Raw genomic sequence first — 14,400 nt, 5'->3', positions numbered from 1 at the left:
GGAGAAATCCCCATGTTGCATATCTTCTGTCCTCACTGCGGCGAGCTGCGCTCCGAAGAGGAATTCCATGCATCCGGCCAGGCGCACATCCCGCGCCCACTGGACCCGACGACCTGCACCGACGAGGAGTGGGGCGACTACATGTTCTTCCGCGATAACCCTCGCGGTCTGCACCACGAATTGTGGGATCACGTCGCCGGTTGCCGTCAGTACTTCAACGCCACCCGTGACACCGTGACCTACGAGATTCTCGAAACCTACAAGATCGGCGCCAAGCCGCAGTTCACCGACAAGACCGATAGCCCGAAAGCGGCCACGACGGCTCTGGGAGAGAAGGTATGAGCCAGATCAATCGCCTGTCCAACGGCGGACGGATCGACCGCAACAAAGTGCTGAGCTTCACCTTCAACGGCCAGACCTACAAAGGCTTTGAAGGCGATTCGCTGGCCGCCGCCTTGCTGGCCAACGGTGTCGACATCATCGGCCGCAGCTTCAAGTACTCCCGTCCGCGCGGCATCTATGCCGCCGGTGCTGAAGAGCCGAACGCCGTGCTGCAAATCGGCGCGACCGAAGCCACGCAGATCCCGAACGTACGCGCCACACAACAAGCGCTGTATCAAGGTTTGGTCGCCACCAGCACCAACGGCTGGCCGAGCGTGAACAACGACATGATGGGGATTCTCGGCAAGGTCGGCGGCAAGCTGATGCCGCCGGGCTTCTACTACAAAACCTTCATGTACCCGCAATCGTTCTGGATGACTTACGAGAAGTACATTCGTAAGGCAGCAGGTCTTGGCCGTTCGCCGACCGAGAACGATCCGGACACCTACGACTACATGAACCAGCACTGTGACGTGCTGATCGTCGGCGGTGGCCCGGCTGGCCTGGCCGCCGCACTGGCAGCAGCGCGCAGCGGTGCCCGCGTCATCCTCGCCGATGAACAGGAAGAGTTCGGCGGCAGCCTGCTCGATTCCCGCGAAAGCCTCGACGGCAAGCCTGCAACCGAGTGGGTTGCCAGCGTCATCGCCGAACTCAAAGACACCCCGGACGTGCTGCTGTTGCCGCGCGCCACGGTCAACGGTTACCACGACCATAACTTCCTGACCATTCACGAGCGCCTCACCGATCACCTCGGTGACCGCGCACCGATTGGCCAGGTGCGTCAGCGCATCCACCGTGTTCGCGCCAAGCGTGTGGTGCTGGCGACCGGCGCTCACGAGCGTCCACTGGTTTACGGCAACAACGACGTGCCGGGCAACATGCTCGCCGGCGCGGTGTCGACTTACGTGCGTCGTTATGGCGTGGCACCGGGCAAAAAACTCGTGCTGTCGACCAACAACGACCACGCTTACCGCGTTGCTCTGGATTGGCTCGACGCCAGCCTGCAAGTCGTGGCCATCGCCGATGCCCGCAGCAATCCGCGCGGTGCGCTGGTTGAAGAAGCGCGCGCCAAAGGTATCCGCATCCTGACCGGTAGCGCCGTAATCGAAACCCGCGGCAGCAAGCACGTGACCGCTGCTCGCGTTGCCGCGATCGATGTCAAAGCGCACGCCGTGACCAGTCCTGGTGAGTGGCTTGATTGCGACCTGATTGCCAGTTCCGGCGGTTACAGCCCGGTGGTTCACCTGGCGTCGCACTTGGGCGGCAAGCCGATCTGGCGTGAAGACATCCTCGGTTTCGTACCGGGCGAAGCACCGCAGAAGCGCGTGTGCGTCGGTGGCATCAACGGCGTCTACGGGCTCGGTGATTCCCTGGCCGATGGCTTTGAAGGCGGCGCTCGCGCAGCCAGCGAAGCCGGTTTCAGCATGGTCGAAGGCACCTTGCCGAAAGCCCTGAGCCGTCTGGAAGAACCTACTTTGGCGCTGTTCCAGGTGCCGCACGAAAAAGGCACGACACGCGGACCGAAGCAATTCGTCGATCTGCAGAACGACGTCACTGCGGCCGGCATCGAATTGGCGACCCGCGAAGGCTTCGAGTCGGTCGAACACGTCAAACGCTACACCGCACTGGGCTTCGGCACTGACCAGGGCAAGCTCGGCAACGTCAACGGTCTGGCCATCGCTGCCCGTTCGCTGAACGTGACCATCCCGCAGATGGGCACCACCATGTTCCGTCCGAACTACACGCCGGTGACCTTCGGCGCCGTGGCCGGCCGTCACTGTGGGCACATCTTCGAGCCGGTTCGTTTCACCGCGCTGCATCACTGGCACGTGAAAAATGGCGCCGAGTTTGAAGACGTCGGTCAGTGGAAACGTCCTTGGTACTTCCCGAAAAACGGTGAAGACCTGCATACCGCCGTGAAACGTGAATGCAAAGCTGTGCGCGACAGCGTCGGCCTGCTGGACGCTTCGACCCTGGGCAAGATCGACATTCAGGGCCCGGATGCGCGTGAGTTCCTCAACCGCATCTACACCAACGCGTGGACCAAGCTCGACGTGGGCAAGGCGCGTTATGGCCTGATGTGCAAAGAAGACGGCATGGTCTTCGACGACGGCGTAACCGCCTGCCTCGCCGACAACCACTTCGTGATGACCACCACCACGGGCGGCGCGGCACGGGTGCTGCAATGGCTGGAAATCTACTCCCAGACCGAATGGCCAGAGCTGAAGGTGTACTTCACTTCCGTGACGGATCACTGGGCAACCATGACCTTGTCCGGGCCGAACAGCCGCAAGCTGCTCAGCGCAGTCACCGACATCGACCTGACCAACGAAGCGTTCCCGTTCATGACCTGGAAAGAAGGCCTGGTCGGCGGTGTGCCGGCGCGGGTGTTCCGGATTTCGTTTACCGGTGAGCTGTCGTACGAAGTGAACGTGCAAGCCGACTATGCGATGGGCGTGCTGGAAAAAATTGTTGATGCTGGCAAGCAGTACAACCTGACGCCATATGGCACTGAAACCATGCACGTTCTGCGGGCCGAGAAGGGCTTCATCATCGTCGGGCAGGACACTGACAGCTCGATGACTCCGGACGACCTGAACATGGGATGGTGCGTCGGTCGCACTAAACCTTTCTCATGGATCGGCCAGCGTGGCATGAACCGTGAAGACTGCGTGCGTGATCAGCGCAAACAGTTGGTCGGCCTGAAGCCGATCGATCCGACCAAATGGCTGCCGGAAGGCGCGCAACTGGTGTTCAACACCAAGCAAGCGATTCCGATGACGATGGTTGGCCACGTGACGTCCAGCTACCTGCACAACTCCCTCGGCTATTCGTTTGCCATGGGTGTGGTGAAGGGCGGTTTGAAGCGCATCGGTGAGCGCGTGTTCGCACCACTGGCGGATGGCAGCGTGATCGAGGCGGAAATCGTTTCTTCGGTGTTCTTCGATCCGAAAGGCGATCGCCAGAACATCTGACACAGCGATCCCCTGTGGGAGCGAGCCTGCTTGCGAAGGCGGCAGCGCGGCCACCACAGGGGGCCGGAACCAACAGAATTCAGGACAGGTGCTTTATGACCACAGCCAATGTTTACCAACAACGCCCAACCACTGGGGCCAAGGCCGAGTCGTCGCTGCATCACGCGGGCCTGCCAAGCCTGGTGGGCAAGGGTCGCAAAAGCGCCGGCGTGATCGTGCGTGAGAAAAAACTCCTCGGCCACCTGACCATTCGTGGTGATGGCCACGATGCCGCCTTCGCCGCTGGCGTGCACAAGGCTCTCGGCATCGAATTGCCGGGTGCGCTGACCGTCGTCGTCAAAGGCGAAACCAGCCTGCAATGGATGGGGCCGGATGAATGGCTGCTGATCGTGCCGACCGGTGAAGAATTCGCCGCCGAGCAAAAGCTGCGCGAAGCGCTGGGTGACCTGCACATCGCGATCACCAACGTCAGCGGCGGCCAGCAGATCCTCGAACTGAGCGGCCCGAACGTGCGCCAGGTGCTGATGAAGTCCACCAGCTACGACGTGCACCCCAACAGCTTCCCGGTGGGCAAAGCTGTGGGCACCGTGTTTGCCAAGTCGCAACTGGTGATCCGCCATACCGCCGAAGACACCTGGGAACTGCTGATTCGTCGCAGCTTCTCGGATTACTGGTGGTTGTGGTTGCAGGATGCTTCTGCCGAGTACGGGCTTAGCGTCCAGGCTTGATGAGCAGTCGAGAACCCTGTAGCAGCTGCCGTAGGCTGCGTTCGGCGACGAAGTCGTCGTGAAACCTGCGGTAGCGTCCGATCAGGTTGACACGGGATTCAGATTTTACGACGGCTGCGCCGCCGAACGCAGCCTTCGGCAGCTGCTACAAAAGCGGCGTTGCTGCACTTTCGAACAGGAGTCACCGCACTATGAGCCGCGCCCCAGACACATGGATTCTGACCGCCGACTGCCCAAGCGTTCTCGGCACCGTGGACGCGGTGACCCGCTTTTTGTTCGAGCAGGGCTGCTACGTCACCGAGCACCATTCCTTCGACGACCGGCTCTCGGGCCGTTTCTTCATTCGTGTGGAATTCCGCCAGCCTGACGGTTTCGACGAACAAGCCTTCCGCGCAGGCCTGGGAGAGCGTGGCCAAGCCTTCGGCATGATCTTCGAACTGACTGCGCCGAACTACCGGCCAAAAGTGGTGATCATGGTTTCCAAAGCCGATCACTGCCTCAACGATTTGCTCTACCGCCAGCGCATCGGCCAGTTGTCCATGGATGTGGCCGCCGTGGTGTCCAACCACCCGGACCTCAAACCGTTGGCGGATTGGCATCAGATTCCGTACTACCACTTCCCGCTGGACCCGAACGACAAACCGTCGCAGGAGCGTCAGGTCTGGCAGGTGATTGAAGAGTCCGGCGCCGAACTGGTGATCCTTGCCCGTTACATGCAAGTCCTGTCGCCAGAGCTGTGCCGCAAACTCGACGGCAAGGCGATCAACATCCATCACTCCCTGCTGCCGGGTTTCAAGGGCGCCAAGCCTTATCACCAGGCCTACAACAAGGGCGTGAAACTGGTCGGCGCGACGGCGCATTACATCAACAACGACCTGGACGAAGGCCCGATCATCGCCCAGGGCGTAGAGGCCGTGGATCACAGTCATTACCCCGAAGACCTGATCGCCAAGGGGCGGGATATCGAAGGGCTGACCCTGGCCCGGGCAGTTGGTTATCACATTGAGCGACGGGTGTTTTTGAACGCCAATCGCACCGTCGTTCTTTAGATCGCTTTCGCGAGCAGGCTCGCTCCCACAAGGATTTGTGTCTGCCCACAGATCTCAGTTACACCAAAAATCAACTGTGGGAGCGAGCCTGCTCGCGAAGAGGCCCTGACAAACAACGCAAAAAGACACAAGCAATAACCCGAGCAATCAACGCGCCGCCGATCCATGGCGACGCGACCGCTACATAAAAACAACAGCGAGGTGAAAGCATGTCTGGTAATCGTGGTGTCGTGTATCTCGGCAATGGCCAGGTCGAAGTACAGAAAATCGACTATCCCAAAATGCAGGACCCGCGCGGCAGGAAGATCGAACACGCTGTCATCCTGCGCGTAGTTTCTACCAACATCTGTGGTTCGGATCAGCACATGGTGCGCGGTCGTACCACCGCCCAGACCGGCCTGGTACTGGGCCACGAGATCACGGGTGAAGTGATCGAGAAAGGCCGCGACGTCGAAAACCTGCAGATCGGCGACCTGGTATCAGTACCGTTCAACGTCGCTTGCGGGCGCTGCCGTTCCTGCAAAGAAATGCACACCGGTGTATGCCTGAGCGTTAACCCGGCGCGTCCCGGCGGTGCCTACGGTTATGTCGACATGGGCGACTGGACCGGTGGCCAGGCTGAATACGCCTTGGTGCCGTATGCCGACTTCAACCTGCTGAAACTCCCTGACCGTGATAAGGCCATGGAAAAAATCCGTGACCTGACCTGCCTCTCCGACATCCTGCCGACCGGTTACCACGGTGCAGTGACGGCCGGCGTGGGTCCAGGCAGCACCGTGTACATCGCCGGTGCCGGCCCAGTTGGTCTGGCGGCTGCCGCTTCCGCTCGCCTGCTGGGCGCGGCAGTGGTGGTCATCGGTGACGTCAACCCGGTCCGCCTGGCGCACGCCAAGGCTCAGGGTTTCGAAATCGCTGACTTGTCCCTGGACACCCCGTTGCATGAGCAGATTGCTGCGCTGCTGGGCGAGCCTGAAGTGGATTGCGCCGTCGACGCCGTAGGCTTCGAAGCGCGTGGACACGGCCATGACGGCGTGAAACACGAGGCTCCGGCTACCGTGCTCAACTCGCTGATGGGCGTGGTTCGGGTGGCCGGCAAGATCGGTATCCCGGGCCTGTACGTGACTGAAGATCCAGGTGCAGTCGATGCAGCCGCAAAAATGGGTAGCCTGAGCATCCGCTTCGGTCTGGGCTGGGCCAAATCCCACAGCTTCCACACCGGCCAGACGCCAGTGATGAAGTACAACCGCCAGCTGATGCAGGCGATCATGTGGGACCGCATCCATATTGCCGACATCGTCGGTGTGGAAGTCATCAGCCTGGATGACGCGCCACGCGGTTATGGCGAGTTCGATGCGGGCGTACCGAAGAAGTTTGTGATTGATCCGCACAAGTTGTTCAGTGCTGCGTAAGGCTTCAGGCAAAACAAAACGGCGACCTTCGGGTCGCCGTTTTTTTGTTCGGTCATTAAAGGGCTGCCAACGCTCCTTGATATAGAACCGGCCCAGTCGGTTGCCCAGTCGGCGACCCCCCCTTCGGCTCAAGACTCACCGCCAACGCAATCGGTTTGCCGATCAGCCCCTTCTGCGCATCGCTCAGCTCTACGCGACCCTTACCGCCCGCCGGAATCACTCCAAGTGAAATCGGCTTGCCGTCCGTCGGAATCGCCCACAACTCCAGACTGCGCCCTGGATCAACCGCTGCCAGCGTCAACGGCTCGACCTTCAAATAATCCTCATGCGCTTCAACCTTCAGCGCAGGCTGTGCGTTGGCAGTCAGCAGCGTGGCGCTGTAACGCGCACTGTCGCGGTTGTAGAGCATGCCCAAGGTGACGGCGATCACCAGCGAGCAAACCGCCGCCGTCACTCGCATCCAGCTCCAGAACGGACGTTTCTGCGGCATATGCAACACTTGCGGCTCAATCCGCGCCGTAATTCCCTGCCACACCCGATCCGGCACCGGCAACTCTGGCAGGGCTTCGGTCATGCTCGCGAGGCTTTCCTGCCACTGCGCCAGTTCCGCGCGAAGCGCTGCGTCTTCCAGCAACAACTGTTCAAAACGCCGACGAGCGGCAGACGGCATCAAGCCGATGGCGTAATCGGCGGCGAGGGCGCGGCGCAGGGTCGGGGTTTGATAGTTCATGATTCAAGGCACCTGCGCAGGCGCTCCATACCGCGTCGGATCCAGGATTTCACCGAGCCCAGTGGCGCGGCCAGATGTTCGGCCAGTTCGGAACACGACAACCCCTGAAAGTAAGCCACGGTGATCGATTGACGCTGCATGCCTTCAAGGCTTTCCAGGCACCGGTTCAAGGCGCTGGCCTCACGGGCACTGCTGAGCTGTTCGTGGGCCGAGGGACTTTCATCCTCCAGCGCCTGTTCTTCAATGTCGGTCAACGGACGGTCGCGGTGTTTGCGCAACTGATCGATCGCCTGATGACGGGTGATGTTGATCATCCAGGTCAGCGGTGCCGACAGATGCGCCTCATAGCGCGAAGCATTGTTCCAAATGCGCACGAAGCTTTCCTGCAGCACTTCTTCAGCCAGGTCCGGCCGCCCCATGAAACGCAGCGCTACGCCATGCAGCCGAGGGCCGACGGTGCGGTAAAGCGTCTCGAAAGCGCGGCGGTCGCCCAGTGAACACTGGGCTAAAAGCTGCCTGAGCTGATCGGCATCGACGGTGGGAATAGCAGTTCTCCAGGCAATCGAGTTGGGCTGCGTGAGGTGCCGGTTGCAGGCAGAGGTTAGTTCACGGTGCGCGGTTGTTCCATTCACGGGTGGCCACCTCGAAATCCGCCGACCCCGATGGACAGGGTCGGCAGCACACCTCAGCTTTTAGGCATCAGTACTTTGTCGATGACCTGAATCACGCCGTTGGACTGGAACACGTCATAGGTCGTGATGTCGGCGACGTCACCTTTTTCATCCTTGATCGTGATGTTGTGCGGGCCGTTCATCATCACCCACAGCTTGCCGCCCGCGACAGTGGTCAGTTCGGCCTTGCCGCCACCGACCTTGATCTTCTCGGCCAGGGTCATCATGTCGAGTTTCCCGGCGACGACGTGGTAGGTGAGGACGTTAGTCAGGGTCGCCTTGTTGGCGGGTTTGAGCAAGGTGTCGACAGTGCCGGCGGGCAGGGCGGCGAAGGCCGAATTGACCGGGGCGAACACGGTGAACGGGCCTTTGCCCTTGAGGGTATCCACCAGGCCTGCGGCTTTCACGGCGGCGACCAAAGTGGTGTGGTCGGCGGAGTTCACCGCGTTATCGATGATGTCTTTGCTCGGCAGCATGCTCTGGCCGCCGACGATGACAGCATGATTCGTATCTGCCGCTTGCACGGTGTTCAGGGCGAACCCGCCGCCCAAGGCCAGGGTCAATAGGCTGGCAATCAATGGCGTTTTGATCGAAGTGCGTTTCATGGTGATGATCCTCGTGCAGGGAATCGGCCAGGAGTGTCTGTCCGTGCTTGATATACGCAGGCGGGACCCGACTGGATGCAGCGCCGGTCAATTCTTTTTTGACTGTTCGTCTGGGCCTCGCCAATGCTGGGAACAATCCCCTGGGATGCCAGTCCAACACACAGTTTTTCGCCGCCCATTGCCGGGCGGTTTTCATGGTACATGAGGATGTCTGAATGAAGATTTCACGCGGTTTTGCACTGGCTTCGCTGATGTGTCTGGCGGCCAGCCCGGTCTTCGCTCAATTCAGCCTGAACGATGCGGCCAATGCCATCTCCGGCATGCAGGGCGATAACGCCGCCGCCGCGCCGACCTCGCAGACGGCCGGTCTGCTGAGTGCGCTCAGCCAATTGAACGTGACGCCACAACAAGCCGTTGGCGGTGCCGGGGCGATGCTCGGTCTGGCGAAGAATCAATTGAGTTCGACCGATTACTCTGCGTTGGCCAGAAGCGTACCGGGAATCGACAAACTGTCCGGCGGTGTTGAGCTCGGCGCCCTCAGCGCCTTGCTCGGCTCGTCCGGTCAAGCGGCAGGTCTGGACAACGCCTTGGGCAACGTGAAGAACGCCAGCGACCTGAACAACGCGTTCAGCGCATTGGGCATGGACAGCGGCATGATCGGCCAGTTTGCCCCGGTGCTGCTGCAATACCTCGGTCAACAGGGCGTCGGCGGTTCATTGCTGGAAAACCTGGGCGGGATCTGGGGCGCCGGCACCGGTAGTTGACGACGAATGTTTCACCTTGGGATCGTTAACCTTGTGGGAACGAACAACTCAACCACGGTCTAAAATCCCGTTGTCCACTTCTCAAGGAAGCCCAATACGTGAAATCCCTCCTTGCACTGATTTCCCTCGTGGCCCTTCCGGTCCTGGCCGCTGAGCCGACCCTGTACGGGCGCTACGAATACATCGCGCTGCCGCAAATCGGCGGCGAAGTCCTCAAGGCCAAAATGGACACCGGTGCCCTGACGGCGTCGCTGTCGGCCAAAGACATCGAAACCTTCACCCGCGATGGCGACGAGTGGGTGCGCTTCCGCCTCGGCACCAAAGACGCGAGCAATAAGGTCTACGAACACAAGGTCGCGCGGATCAGCAAGATCAAGACCCGCTCCGAAGAAGACGAGGATGAGAAGGACGAGAGCGCACCCACCAAACGTCCGGTAGTCGATCTGGAATTGTGCCTGGGCAACGTTAAGCGCACGGTGGAGGTCAACCTCACCGACCGCAGCAGCTTCAACTATCCGTTGCTGATCGGTGCCAAGGCCTTGCGTGAATTCGGCGCGGCGGTAAACCCGGCGCGGCGCTTTACGGCGGACAAACCTGACTGCTGATTGACGGCGAATCAGCCTTGGGGCACCGTTCGCCCACTTAACTAGTGGGCTCGGACGCCATGCCTCATATCCTGATTGTCGAAGACGAAGCGGCGATTGCCGATACCCTGATTTTCGCCTTGCAGGGCGAGGGCTTCACCACCACCTGGTTGAGCCTTGGCGCAGCGGCGCTTGAACATCAGCGCGCCACGCCGGCCGACCTGATCATCCTCGATATCGGCCTGCCAGACATCAGCGGCTTAGAGACCTGCAAGCAATTGCGGCGTTTTAGCGAGGTGCCGGTGATTTTTCTCAGCGCCCGTGACGCAGAGATCGACCGCGTGGTCGGTCTGGAGATTGGTGCCGACGATTACGTGGTCAAACCGTTCAGCCCCCGGGAAGTGGCGGCGCGGGTCCGGGCGATTCTCAAGCGCATGGCGCCACGACCGGTGGCGGAGGCGGCGTCCGCGCTGTTTCGCATCGACAACGAACGGGTGCAGATTAGTTATCGCAGTCAGCCCCTGAGCCTGACTCGCCATGAGTTTCGTTTGCTGCAATGCCTGCTGGACCAACCCGAACGCGTCTTCAGCCGCGAGCAATTGCTCGATGCGCTGGGTGTCGCCGCTGATGCCGGTTACGAACGCAGTGTCGACAGCCACATCAAGAGCGTGCGCGCCAAACTGCGCCTGGTGAAGGCCGACGCGGAACCCATCCAGACCCATCGCGGCCTCGGTTATAGCTACAGCCCGGGGCGTAGCTGATGCCGCTGGGGATCCGGATTTTTCTGGTCTACGTGCTGTTTATCGGCCTGACCGGCTACTTTGTGCTGAACACCGTGATGGAAGAAATCCGTCCAGGTGTGCGCCAGTCCACCGAAGAAACGCTGGTCGATACCGCCAACCTGATGGCCGAAATCCTGCGCGACGATTTCAAGGCCGGCACCCTGAATCAGAACCGCTGGCCCGAACTGCTCAAGGCTTATGGCGAACGGCAACCGAAGGCGAGCATCTGGGGGTTGCCGAAGAACCAGGTCAACCACCGCATCTACGTCACCGATGCCAAGGGCGTCGTGGTGCTGGACTCCAGTGGCGTCGCGGTGGGCCAGGACTACTCGCGCTGGAACGACGTTTTACTGACCCTGCGTGGCGAATATGGCGCTCGTTCCAGTCGCAGTGATCCGAACGATCCGAACTCCTCGGTGATGCACGTCGGCGCCCCGATTCGCGACAACGGCCAGATCATCGGCGTGGTCACCGTTGCCAAACCCAACAGCTCGTTGCAGCCTTACGTTGATCGCACTGAGCGGCGATTGCTTGCCTGGGGTGCGGGTCTGATCGGCCTCGGTCTGCTGTTCGGCGCGTTGTTGTCCTGGTGGTTGAGCGCTGCGTTACGGCGGTTGACGGTGTACGCCGAAGCGGTGAGTGAGGGCCGCAGGGTCGAGGTTCCGCACTATCGTGGCGGCGAACTGGAACAACTGGCGACGGCGGTGGAGCAGATGCGTACGCAACTCGAAGGCAAAGCCTACGTCGAGCGTTACGTGCATACATTGACCCACGAACTGAAAAGCCCGCTGGCGGCGATTCGCGGCGCGGCGGAGTTGCTGCAAGGCGAGATGCCGCTGGCTCAGCAACAGCGTTTTGTCAGCAACATCGACAGCGAAAGTGTGCGGATGCAGCAGTTGATCGAGCGGCTGTTGAACCTGGCTCAAGTTGAACAGCGCCAAGGGCTGGAGGAGCGGGTGGCGGTGCCACTGGCGAAGTTGGTAGATGAATTGCTGAACGCTCAGGCGGCGCGCATCAAAAGCAAGCAGTTGCGCGTGGAACAACGGATTGCGGCGGATTTGAACCTGCTCGGCGAACCGTTTCTGTTGCGTCAGGCACTGGGGAATCTGTTGGAGAATGCTTTGGATTTCACCCCAGCTCAGGGCTTGCTGAGATTCAGCGCCGAGCGTATGGGAGAGCAGATTGAGTTCAGACTGTTTAACCAGGCCGAGGCGATTCCCGACTATGCGTTGCCGAGGTTGAGTGAGCGTTTTTATTCCCTGCCTCGACCGGACAGCGGGCGCAAGAGCACGGGGTTGGGGCTTAACTTTGTTGAGGAAGTGGTGCAGCTGCATGGTGGGGCGATGAGCATCGGTAACGCCGAGGGTGGTGTAGAGGTCCTGTTGCACCTGCCTTAGCGTCAGTCGCCACACACTCTCCACAGTTCTCCCATAAATTCCCCACACAGCCATCCCAGACTCTCCCCATCCAAACAAGGAGAGTCCCATGAACCGCAGCCTGACCCTTAAACTCGGGGCAATTGCCCTTCTGATTCTGCTATTGCTCATCCCGTTGCTAATGATCAACGGCATCATCCAGGACCGCCAGCAACTGCGCGACGGTGTCCTGGAAGACATCGCCCGCAGCTCCAGCTACAGCCAGCAACTGAGCGGACCGTTGATGGTGGTGCCGTATCGCAAAGTGGTGCGCACCTGGAAGCTCAAAGGGGCAACCAACGAGCGTTACCAGGAAGTAGGTGAAGAACGCGGCCGTTTGTATTTCCTCCCGGAGCGCTTCGAACTCGACGGCGACGTCCAGACCGAACTGCGTTCTCGTGGCATTTATGAGGCGCGTCTGTTTCATGCGGACAACCGCATCAGCGGGCATTTTTCGCTCCCGGCTCAATTGGGTATCAAGGAAGACTTCGTTGATTACCAGTTCGATCAGCCGTTTTTGGCGGTCGGGATCAGCGATATTCGCGGCATCGAAAACGCCCTGAAACTCGAGCTCAATGGCCAGAAACTGGACTTCGTCCCCGGTAGCCAGGTGGGCTGGTTGGGGGAGGGCGTGCATGTGACCTTGCCGGCACTCGACGCAAAACAAGCCACGGAACTGACCTTCGGTTTTGACCTGCGTCTGCAAGGCACTGGTCAGCTACAGATCCTGCCGGTGGGCAAGACCAGCAAGGTTTCGCTGGCTGCCAATTGGCCGCATCCGAGTTTCATTGGCAATTACCTGCCGGCCCAGCGTGATGTCAGCGATCAGGGGTTCACCGCCCATTGGCAGACCTCGTTTTTCTCGACCAACCTGCAAGAGGCCTTGAGCAGCTGCGTGTCCAGCGGCGGTTGCGAAGCCTTCACCGGCCGTAGTTTCGGCGTGAGCTTCATCGACCCGGTGGATCAGTACCTGAAAAGCGATCGGGCAATCAAATATGCATTGCTGTTTATCGTCCTGACCTTCGCCGGTTTCTTCCTCTTCGAAGTGCTGAAAAGCCTGGCGGTGCACCCCGTGCAATACGCTCTGGTGGGCGTAGCCCTGGCGTTTTTCTATCTGCTGTTGCTGTCGCTGTCCGAGCACATCGGCTTTGCCCTGGCGTACCTGTTGTCGGCGAGCGGCTGCGTATTGTTGATCGGTTTTTATGTCTGCCATGTACTGCGCAGCGTGCGTCACGGCTTGAGTTTTTCGGCGGGATTGGCTGCGTTGTATGGCTTGCTCTATGGCTTGCTGAGTGCAGAGGATTACGCGTTGTTGATGGGTTCGCTGCTGTTGTTCGGTTTGCTGGGCGTGTTCATGGTGCTGACCCGCAAGCTGGACTGGTATGGGATTGGGCAGAAGTCGGCCAAGCCGCTGGCGTTTGATATTGGAGCGGTGGAATGAGCCGGTCGTTGGGGTTGCGCGAGGATCAGCGGGAAGGCGAAGAGTTGGCGACGCGGATTGCGGTGTTGTTTTCGTTAGATCCCGTGTGGTGCATTCGCGAGCAGGCTCGCTCCCACACGGGATCTCCAGTGAACACTAAGTTTGTGCACACCACAGACCAAATGTGGGAGCGGGCTTGCTCGCGAAGAGGCCAGCCCAGTCAATGAAGATCTAAACCTTAGGCATCGTCGCCAGCATCGAAGCCCGCTGGCTCACCTCGAAAAACCACTCGGCCAGCTTCGGATTCGCCGTGCGCCATTCCAGATCCGGATGGCGTAAATCCAGGTAGCCCAACGCACACGCCACACTGATCGCTGCCACATCGAAGTGGCTGGCCAATTCGGCAATCGCGTCGGCTTCCAGCGCTGTCAGGCCGCGACGAATCTTTTCACGCTGGCCATCAAGCCACTCGTCCCAGTGTTTTTCCGGGGCACGCAGGGCGACTTCATAACGAATCAGCACGGCAGCGTCCATGATCCCGTCGGCCAGGGAGGCCAGGGTCAGGCGCCGCCAGCGGGCCGAGCCGTCGCGCGGTATCAGCGGGTTGCCGACGTGCTGTTGATCGAGGTAATCGAGGATCACCCGGCTGTCGTGGATGACGTTGCCATCGGCCAGGCGCAGGGCCGGGATTTTACCCAGCGGGTTGTCTTCGTTGAGCGTCGGGTCCGGGCTGACCGGCGTGAGCACGCTGGTTTGCAGCGCCACGCGGTCCTGTTGACCGGTTTCGTGCAACAGCACCATGACTTTGCGAACGAAGGGCGACAAAGGGTTGTGGAACAGGGTCATGCTGGGGGCGGACATGGCAGCGTCTCGATCAGTGGCAGTGT

The 14,400-nt window shown here is 60.4% G+C and carries 14 protein-coding genes; 10 read left to right on the top strand and 4 right to left on the bottom strand.

All coding sequences use genetic code 11. From position 1 onward, the window contains the following. Positions 1-12: 12 nt before the first annotated feature. The 5 genes from ACYZTX_RS27445 (at position 13) to fdhA (ending at position 6,542) form a co-directional block, all read left to right on the top strand. A complete protein-coding gene (locus ACYZTX_RS27445) occupies positions 13-342 on the top strand; it encodes a sarcosine oxidase subunit delta (RefSeq protein WP_131060659.1) in 330 nt (109 codons plus the stop codon). Continuing rightward, a complete protein-coding gene (locus ACYZTX_RS27440; protein WP_462036643.1) occupies positions 339-3,356 on the top strand; it encodes a sarcosine oxidase subunit alpha in 3,018 nt (1,005 codons plus the stop codon). Before ACYZTX_RS27445 ends, ACYZTX_RS27440 begins: the two co-directional genes overlap by 4 nt. A gap of 95 nt (positions 3,357-3,451) precedes the next feature. After that, the gene (locus ACYZTX_RS27435; protein ID WP_462036642.1) at positions 3,452-4,084 is read left to right on the top strand and encodes a sarcosine oxidase subunit gamma; all 633 of its coding nucleotides are present in this window, start codon (positions 3,452-3,454) and stop codon (positions 4,082-4,084) included. Positions 4,085-4,275: 191 nt separating this feature from the next. Next, the gene (gene purU, locus ACYZTX_RS27430; RefSeq protein WP_462031119.1) at positions 4,276-5,133 is read left to right on the top strand and encodes a formyltetrahydrofolate deformylase; all 858 of its coding nucleotides are present in this window, start codon (positions 4,276-4,278) and stop codon (positions 5,131-5,133) included. Between the two features lie 209 nt (positions 5,134-5,342). Further along, positions 5,343-6,542 carry a formaldehyde dehydrogenase, glutathione-independent gene (gene fdhA / locus ACYZTX_RS27425; protein ID WP_282380524.1) on the top strand — a complete coding sequence of 400 codons (1,200 nt, stop codon included), beginning with the start codon at positions 5,343-5,345 and terminating at the stop codon, positions 6,540-6,542. Between the two features lie 55 nt (positions 6,543-6,597). Here the strand turns inward: fdhA and ACYZTX_RS27420 are convergent, their stop codons facing one another. The 3 genes from ACYZTX_RS27420 to ACYZTX_RS27410 are packed head-to-tail and all read right to left on the bottom strand — an operon-like array spanning position 6,598 to position 8,548. Continuing rightward, the gene (locus tag ACYZTX_RS27420) at positions 6,598-7,272 is read right to left on the bottom strand and encodes an anti-sigma factor (protein ID WP_462036641.1); all 675 of its coding nucleotides are present in this window, start codon (positions 7,270-7,272) and stop codon (positions 6,598-6,600) included. Continuing rightward, positions 7,269-7,904: a sigma-70 family RNA polymerase sigma factor gene (locus ACYZTX_RS27415; RefSeq protein ID WP_462036640.1), complete on the bottom strand. Its 636-nt coding sequence runs from the start codon at positions 7,902-7,904 to the stop codon at positions 7,269-7,271. Before ACYZTX_RS27415 ends, ACYZTX_RS27420 begins: the two co-directional genes overlap by 4 nt. Positions 7,905-7,957: 53 nt before the next feature. After that, entirely contained in the window at positions 7,958-8,548 is a 591-nt protein-coding gene (locus ACYZTX_RS27410; RefSeq protein WP_462036639.1) for a fasciclin domain-containing protein, read from the bottom strand. Between the two features lie 215 nt (positions 8,549-8,763). Here ACYZTX_RS27410 and ACYZTX_RS27405 point away from each other — a divergent pair, with 215 nt between their 5' ends. The 5 genes from ACYZTX_RS27405 (at position 8,764) to creD (ending at position 13,534) form a co-directional block, all read left to right on the top strand. Further along, on the top strand, positions 8,764-9,312 hold the full coding sequence (locus ACYZTX_RS27405; protein WP_462036638.1) for a DUF2780 domain-containing protein: 549 nt from the start codon (positions 8,764-8,766) through the stop codon (positions 9,310-9,312). 98 nt (positions 9,313-9,410) lie between these two features. Next, the gene (gene rloA2, locus ACYZTX_RS27400; protein ID WP_462036637.1) at positions 9,411-9,917 is read left to right on the top strand and encodes a retropepsin-like aspartic peptidase RloA2; all 507 of its coding nucleotides are present in this window, start codon (positions 9,411-9,413) and stop codon (positions 9,915-9,917) included. A gap of 59 nt (positions 9,918-9,976) precedes the next feature. Then, complete coding sequence (creB, locus tag ACYZTX_RS27395; RefSeq protein ID WP_462036636.1) at positions 9,977-10,657, top strand: two-component system response regulator CreB; 681 nt, start codon at positions 9,977-9,979, stop codon at positions 10,655-10,657. Then, on the top strand, positions 10,657-12,075 hold the full coding sequence (creC, locus tag ACYZTX_RS27390; RefSeq protein ID WP_462036635.1) for a two-component system sensor histidine kinase CreC: 1,419 nt from the start codon (positions 10,657-10,659) through the stop codon (positions 12,073-12,075). Before creB ends, creC begins: the two co-directional genes overlap by 1 nt. A gap of 88 nt (positions 12,076-12,163) precedes the next feature. Beyond that, a complete protein-coding gene (gene creD / locus ACYZTX_RS27385) occupies positions 12,164-13,534 on the top strand; it encodes a cell envelope integrity protein CreD (RefSeq protein WP_462036634.1) in 1,371 nt (456 codons plus the stop codon). A gap of 210 nt (positions 13,535-13,744) precedes the next feature. Here creD and ACYZTX_RS27380 read toward each other — a convergent pair whose 3' ends face one another. After that, positions 13,745-14,374, bottom strand: coding sequence for a glutathione S-transferase (locus ACYZTX_RS27380; RefSeq protein WP_462036633.1), 630 nt, complete (start codon positions 14,372-14,374; stop codon positions 13,745-13,747). Between the last annotated feature and the right edge of the window lie 26 nt (positions 14,375-14,400).

It is taken from the genome of Pseudomonas sp. MDT1-17 (genome assembly GCF_054898105.1).
The sequence above is the reverse complement of the archived record's forward strand: the minus strand, read 5'-3'. Positions and strand labels throughout refer to the sequence as shown.

Coding starts and splice junctions, on each gene's coding strand:
- purU (WP_462031119.1), top strand. CDS start 4,276: ATGAGCCGCGCCCCAGACACATGGATTCTGACCGCCGACTGCCCAAGC.
- ACYZTX_RS27380 (WP_462036633.1), bottom strand. CDS start 14,374: ATGTCCGCCCCCAGCATGACCCTGTTCCACAACCCTTTGTCGCCCTTC.
- ACYZTX_RS27445 (WP_131060659.1), top strand. CDS start 13: ATGTTGCATATCTTCTGTCCTCACTGCGGCGAGCTGCGCTCCGAAGAG.
- ACYZTX_RS27410 (WP_462036639.1), bottom strand. CDS start 8,548: ATGAAACGCACTTCGATCAAAACGCCATTGATTGCCAGCCTATTGACC.
- ACYZTX_RS27420 (WP_462036641.1), bottom strand. CDS start 7,272: ATGAACTATCAAACCCCGACCCTGCGCCGCGCCCTCGCCGCCGATTAC.
- ACYZTX_RS27405 (WP_462036638.1), top strand. CDS start 8,764: ATGAAGATTTCACGCGGTTTTGCACTGGCTTCGCTGATGTGTCTGGCG.
- fdhA (WP_282380524.1), top strand. CDS start 5,343: ATGTCTGGTAATCGTGGTGTCGTGTATCTCGGCAATGGCCAGGTCGAA.
- creB (WP_462036636.1), top strand. CDS start 9,977: ATGCCTCATATCCTGATTGTCGAAGACGAAGCGGCGATTGCCGATACC.
- creC (WP_462036635.1), top strand. CDS start 10,657: ATGCCGCTGGGGATCCGGATTTTTCTGGTCTACGTGCTGTTTATCGGC.
- creD (WP_462036634.1), top strand. CDS start 12,164: ATGAACCGCAGCCTGACCCTTAAACTCGGGGCAATTGCCCTTCTGATT.
- ACYZTX_RS27435 (WP_462036642.1), top strand. CDS start 3,452: ATGACCACAGCCAATGTTTACCAACAACGCCCAACCACTGGGGCCAAG.
- ACYZTX_RS27440 (WP_462036643.1), top strand. CDS start 339: ATGAGCCAGATCAATCGCCTGTCCAACGGCGGACGGATCGACCGCAAC.